At 44.6% G+C, this 2,996-nt stretch carries 3 protein-coding genes; all 3 read left to right on the forward strand.

The features are described from left to right. Positions 1-1,113, forward strand: a 1,113-nt coding sequence (locus Q7P05_RS00985; protein WP_303930089.1) for a DHH family phosphoesterase, incomplete at its 5' end; no start/stop codon positions are given. Next, on the forward strand, positions 1,110-1,556 hold the full coding sequence (gene rplI, locus Q7P05_RS00990; RefSeq protein ID WP_004694699.1) for a 50S ribosomal protein L9: 447 nt from the start codon (positions 1,110-1,112) through the stop codon (positions 1,554-1,556). The genes Q7P05_RS00985 and rplI, both read left to right, overlap by 4 nt. A 69-nt stretch (positions 1,557-1,625) precedes the next feature. After that, positions 1,626-2,984: a replicative DNA helicase gene (dnaB, locus tag Q7P05_RS00995; RefSeq protein WP_039968875.1), complete on the forward strand. Its 1,359-nt coding sequence runs from the start codon at positions 1,626-1,628 to the stop codon at positions 2,982-2,984. Positions 2,985-2,996: the final 12 nt, after the last annotated feature.

Consider the following 2,996-nt stretch of genomic DNA (forward strand, 5'->3'; position numbering starts at 1 on the left):
GCATTAGGTCGCGGTGGTGACCAAGTGTGTATTATGGATGGTGAAAGCACCCGCTTCTTCGGTGGCAATACAGCTGGCGTCGAGAAGAATACGCGCGTTCGTGCTCGTGTGGTATCGCAAGCTTTACATGAGCTTATGCTTGATTCCGATAAAATTCTTGTAATGGGTCACAAACGTGAAGACTACGATGCATTAGGTGGTATTATCGGTGTAGCCGCCATTGCTCGAGCACTTGGTAAAGACGTGCGCATTGCGCTTTCAAAAGAAACTAGCGCCATCGATAAAATGGTGACTGTTCTTAAAGAAGATGAGTTCTGGACGGAACATATTATCACCCCTGATGCAGCAAAAGCGTGGGTAGATGCGAATACGCTTACTATCGTATGTGATACGCATCGTCAAGAAATGGTAGCTGCTCAAGAGGCGCTTGAAATTTCTGAACGACGCATCGTTATCGACCATCACCGTCGTGCAGCGGACTTTGTTGAAAACCCATTGCTTACGTACTTGGAACCAACTGCGTCATCTACATCTGAGCTCGTAACAGAGCTTGTACAATACGCAGGTGGTGGCGTAAAACTTTCAAAGGCAGAAGCTACAGGTATTTATGCAGGTATCGTGCTCGATACGAAGAACTTTGTGCAACAAACTGGGGCACGTACCTTTGAAGCGGCTGCATTCTTGCGCCGTGCAGGGGCAGATATTGATAAGGTTAAACAATTATTTATTGAAACCTTCGATTCCATCCAATTGCGTGCTAAAATGGTATTTGAAGCCAGTCGAACTGAAGGGATTGCTATTTCCGTAGCACCTGAAGGTTTGAAGGATATGATGGCATTAGCTGCACAAAGTGCGGATATGCTCATCAGTAATGAAGATATTGAAGCAGCCTTTGTACTGTATTCCTTGAATGACGGCGGTATCGGCGTTAGCGCTCGATCCAAAGGCAAGGTAAATGTACAGGTTGTAATGGAAGCCTTGGGTGGCGGTGGTCATAGAACCGTGGCTGGTGCCCAATTACAAGGTATGACGATAGAGGAAGCGAAGAAGGCTATTTTAGATCATGCTCTTGAAGCCCTTCATTCCGCAGAGAAAGAGGAGGAAGAACAATGAAAGTAGTATTGTTAGAAGACGTTAAAAAGGTTGGTAAAAAAGGTGAAATCGTTGAAGTTAGCGATGCATATGGCCGTAATGTATTAATCAAAAAAGGTCTTGGCCTTGAAGGTACAGCAACTAACGTAAATAATGCGAAACAAAAGCAAGAATCCATCGCTCACAATAAAGCTGTTGCCAATGACGAAGCTAAAATCTTGGCAGCTCAATTGACTAAGGTTGAAGTAACTGTAAAAGTTCGCATGGGCGAAGAAGGTCGTGTATTCGGTTCCGTTACTGCAAAAGATATTTCCGATGCAGCTAAAGCGCAATACAAAGTAGATATCGATAAAAAGAAAATCGAAATCAAAGAACCATTGAAAACATTAGGCGTACATGACGTACTCGTTCGTGTTCATCCTGAAATTACAAGTACTATCAAGGTTAACGTAGTAGCTGAATAATAGTGTTCACCATGCTCTTTGAGTATGGTGAATTCTTTTATCCATAGTGGTTTTGTAAAGGGGATTATCATGGATGTACGCATTCCACCGCATAATTTAGATGCGGAAAAAGCTGTTTTGGGGGCTTTATTAACGAATGGATCCAACTCGGGTGCTGTTGTTGATACGGTAACGAGTATTCTAAAATCTGAAGACTTTTACCGCGATGCGCATCGTATTATTTATGATGCTATCTTAGAAATCGTGCATGCTAACAAGACGGCAGACTTCATCACTGTTGGTGAAGAATTAGACCGTCGCAAGCGACTCGATGCGGTAGGTGGTCTTGCTTATATTACATCTCTCGCCAATGAATCTGTGTCCTATAATGTAGAGGAACATGCGAAGATTATCAGCGAGAAAGCTCAGTTGCGCCGTCTTATCGATGCAGGGAATAAAATCGTAGGCATGACATATGCTGGTGAAGATGAGCCAACGGCTATCCTTAACAAGGCGGAACAAATGGTATTGGACGTAAGTGGTCAAACACAGTCCGAATCATCATTTGCTCCTATTGGGGAGGTTGTATTATCTAACTTAGATAAATTAAATGCATTGCAACAGCATGATGGTGCTATTACAGGCGTTCCAACAGGCTTTAAAGATGTGGACCATGTCTTCAATGGTCTACAAAAATCTGACCTCATCCTCGTAGCAGCCCGTCCTGCGATGGGGAAAACGGCTTTCACCTTGAATATTGCTCAAAACGTAACGATGTTGTACGACAAGACGGTAGCGTTCTTCTCCCTAGAAATGGGCAAGGAACAGCTCGTTGGTCGTATTCTATCCTCCGTGGCAGGTGTGAGTTCTGAAAAATTGCGCCGTGCGAACATGGACCCTACTGACTGGGAAAAGGTTATCGCCGCTGCGGACCGCATGAGCAAATCCAAGCTCTTTATCGATGATACGCCGGGCCTTACCGTACAAGATATGCGTTCTAAACTGCGCCGCCTCAAGGTGGAACATGGTCTCGATCTCGTTATCGTCGACTATATTCAGTTGATGCAAGGCCGCAACTCCGGCAAGGGCAGCGAGAACCGTCAACAAGAGGTGTCTGAAATCTCTCGTAACCTCAAATTGATTGCTCGTGAGTTCAATGTGCCGCTCATCGCCTTATCTCAGTTGTCTCGTAGTGTTGAAAGCAGACCAGATAAACGGCCTGTACTGTCTGACCTTCGTGAATCTGGTTCCCTCGAACAAGATGCGGATATCGTTATCTTCTTGTACCGCGATAAATATTACGATGAAAACTCCGAAAAAGGGGACAACGCAGAAGTCCTCATTCGTAAGCACCGTAATGGTTCCGTCGGTACTGTGGAACTCCAATTCATTGGAGAATTAACACAATTTAGAGACGTGGAATTCCGAGACATGGGGCCGGAACAATAATGAAAACTATCG

This window comes from Veillonella dispar (assembly GCF_937975875.1).
In the GTDB taxonomy this organism is placed as follows: domain Bacteria; phylum Bacillota; class Negativicutes; order Veillonellales; family Veillonellaceae; genus Veillonella; species Veillonella dispar_B.

What these genes read in the sequence shown, in the direction of transcription:
- rplI (WP_004694699.1), top strand. Translation starts at nt 1,110, where the DNA reads ATGAAAGTAGTATTGTTAGAAGACGTTAAAAAGGTTGGTAAAAAAGGT.
- dnaB (WP_039968875.1), top strand. Translation starts at nt 1,626, where the DNA reads ATGGATGTACGCATTCCACCGCATAATTTAGATGCGGAAAAAGCTGTT.